Source organism: Ligilactobacillus sp. RTP31139st1_D10_RTP31139_211217, assembly GCF_040226755.1.
Classification (GTDB): Bacteria; Bacillota; Bacilli; order Lactobacillales; family Lactobacillaceae; genus Ligilactobacillus; species Ligilactobacillus animalis.
On record NZ_JBCOAR010000021.1, the window covers coordinates 1 to 3,010 of the forward strand.

At 37.6% G+C, this 3,010-nt stretch carries 2 protein-coding genes; both read left to right on the forward strand.

Annotation, left to right across the window (positions count from 1 at the left end; translation table 11 throughout):
• Window positions 1-1,640 (forward strand): putative glycosyltransferase family protein (locus ABT996_RS09470; protein WP_349924673.1); only part of this gene is annotated, 1,640 nt, incomplete at its 5' end.
• A partial coding sequence (locus ABT996_RS09475) for a YfhO family protein (RefSeq protein ID WP_349924674.1) occupies window positions 1,625-3,010 on the forward strand: 1,386 nt, incomplete at its 3' end. The genes ABT996_RS09470 and ABT996_RS09475, both read left to right, overlap by 16 nt.

The window sequence follows — 3,010 nt, forward strand, 5'->3', positions numbered from 1 at the left end:
ACATAAATGGGCGTCTAGGGATCGATTCGGATGGAAGTTTTCATTTTTCAAGGGTCGAAGAGATATATCGCAATCTAAAAGAGGGCTCTTTTTTTACTTTTATTGCAACTCACACTTTTCATAATAGTGGAGTCGGTTCATTTCTATTTTATCCGAGTGTCTTCATTTATCCATGGGCCGCATTAAGATTTATTTTTGATCCACTCCGAGCATTTTATGTTTGGTATGGTTTAGTCATGTTTTTGACCATGGCCGTCGCTTATTATGCAATGTTTAAATTTTCACAACGTAGGATCCGGGCGGTTATTTTTGCCATCTTTTATGCAATTTCAGCATATCACTTATATCTAGGATTGAGAAATTACGTTATTGGAGAATTTATTGCATATACCTTTGTTCCGCTTGTAATGTATGGCTTTTACGAGGTAGTTTTTGGTGATGCTAAAAAGTGGCCACTATTAAGTGTAGGGGTGGCTTTATTGTTTTATAGTCACCTATTAAGTACAGTAATGGCAGTAGCTATTATGGCTGTGATTTTTATAATAAGCCTTATTTGTGGGAAAATACCGGATAAAGTGAGATGGGCTGCCTTAGCTAAAAGTGTAGGCTTAACTTTGTTGTTGACTGCTTGGATGATCTATCCGTTTATTACGGATTATTTGAAGAGTGACCTGGGGACACCATTGCCAGGGTTTAGTTTTCAATATACGATGCAAGAATTTTGGGCGGCTTCATTGGAAAATAGTGCAACGAATCGTGGGATCGGAATTGCTTTACTAACGGCAGCACTATTTGGGTGGTATTTTGTTAAAAGTGAACGCCGTGAACGGATCATATATGCGCTCGGACTGACATTTATGGTGCTTTCAACAAGCCTATTTCCTTACAGTGTACTGAAAAGAGTCGAAAGTTTATCATTCTTACAAGTGATTCAATTTCCATATCGTTTCAGTGTGTATTCTTCATTTTTCTTGGCGATCGTGTTGTCGCTAATGATAACGCGATTATTTGATAATAAAAAGAATTATCAGCGCGTAGTTACTTTATTTGGGGTAGTGAGCGTGGCTAGCGTACTCTATTTTAACTCGGTAACTTTTATGATAGATCGGATAAGTGATCCTGATCCTAACGTGATGTTGCGTGAAACAGATGATGGGTTTGCGACCGTCCCACAAGGCGCTGTTTTGGATCGTGCAAATTATAGATTATTGTTTAACTATTTAGTCTTATATGGTGAAACAGATTACTATCCAAAACGATCATTTGCAAATAACTATATTACTACCAATCCTGATGCGCAAAGCATAATTTTGCATCATGTAAAAATAGATGAAAAAGTTGTTGAAAAAACGCCAGTGGTCGCACCAAATGAGATCACATATCAAGTTGCGCTCAAGCAAAAGGCTACTGTTGATATACCAGTTATCGTGTATCCAGGAACAACGGTATATGTAAACGGTAAAAATGTTTCACATGAAACAAGTAAACGTGGAACGGTGATGTTAAAGCTAAATAAGGGTACTTATAAAATAACGACAAAATATGAAATGAGTAAAGTATACTACGGTGCATTGTTTGTAGCACTGTTGAATTGGGTCGGCTTAGTGATAGTAGGGGTGAGAAAATGCTACACACGGTAAAAAAAAGTAAATTGTATTTAAGTATTTTTCTTTTAGCATTCATCTTATTAAACGCGATCTTGTTTATTACGGGCTTTGCTCCATTTGGTAACAAATCGCTGGCGATCATGGATGCGTCGATCCAGTATCTTGATTTTTTTTCCTACTGGAAAGATGTCTTGTTGGGGCAAAATAGTGCGACTTTTACTTTTAGTAATTTATTAGGTTCAGGTAACTGGTCCCAGGTCACTTATTATCTGTTATCACCATTCAATTTGTTAGTCGTCTTTTTCGCAAAAGAAGATTTAAATAGTTTCTTTGACCTTGTCGTTACTTTGAAACTTTCAGTAGCTGCAATGACTAGTGCAATCTTTTTAAATGTGAGGACTAGACACAATTTGAAAAAATGGTTATTGATCTTGCTAGCCCTGAGCTATGCCTTGATGCAGTACAATATTGCCCAAAGCAGTAATATCATGTGGCTAGATGGTGTGTACTTGTTGCCTTTAAGCTTGTTAGGTGTTTACCTTATTACGCAACAAAACTCACGTGGACTTTATCTTTTAGCGGTAACGATCGGGCTAGAATTGATCTTTAACTGGTATGTGGGGGCAATCAACTGCCTATTTTCATTTGGTTGGTTAGTTTTAGAATTATGTTTAGCTGAAAATATCAGCTTGAAAAAAATCGGACAAGTAAGCTTGACCTATGCTTTTGCGATATTTAGTGGGATATTGCTCAGTGCAATTACCTTCTTGCCAACAGTGACGTCAATGGGCCAACAATCGCGCTCAAGTTTAGATTGGTCATTGGTGACCAACACTTTTAGAGGCAATATGTTATCAGTTGTCCCGGGTTATACCTTAGGCGCTGGCAGTTCACCGACTAAAGTTTCGCTTTTCTGTGGCAGTTTAGTTTTGGTGGGAGCAGTAGCCATCTTTTTTAGTAAGAATTTTAAGATCAAAGAAAAACTAGTCTTAGGGATCTTCTTGGTCATTTCATTATTGATGTATTACTGGCAACCACTATTTATGGTATTTTCGCTCTTTAAAGATGCTACGAGTTATTGGTATCGTTATTCGTATGTAGGCTCATTATTTTTGATCTTTATGGCGAGTTTATTCTTTGAAAAGTGGGCAAACACTTCGCAAAAAAGTTGGCGTCCGCTTATCAAAGCTACTATCAGCATCTGCGGTTTAGCAGTCGTTGCGTGGTATGGCTTACCTAAAGAGCCTGGAATACGCTGGGGACAAAGTGGTATCTTTTTAGGAGCACTAGTCTTGGGCTTATGTTTGTTAACAAGTAGCAAACTACAACGTTATCAAAAATATATAGTGCTTGCGCTATGTTTAGTAGTCGGTAGTGAGCTTAGTTATAACACATACTTGTTG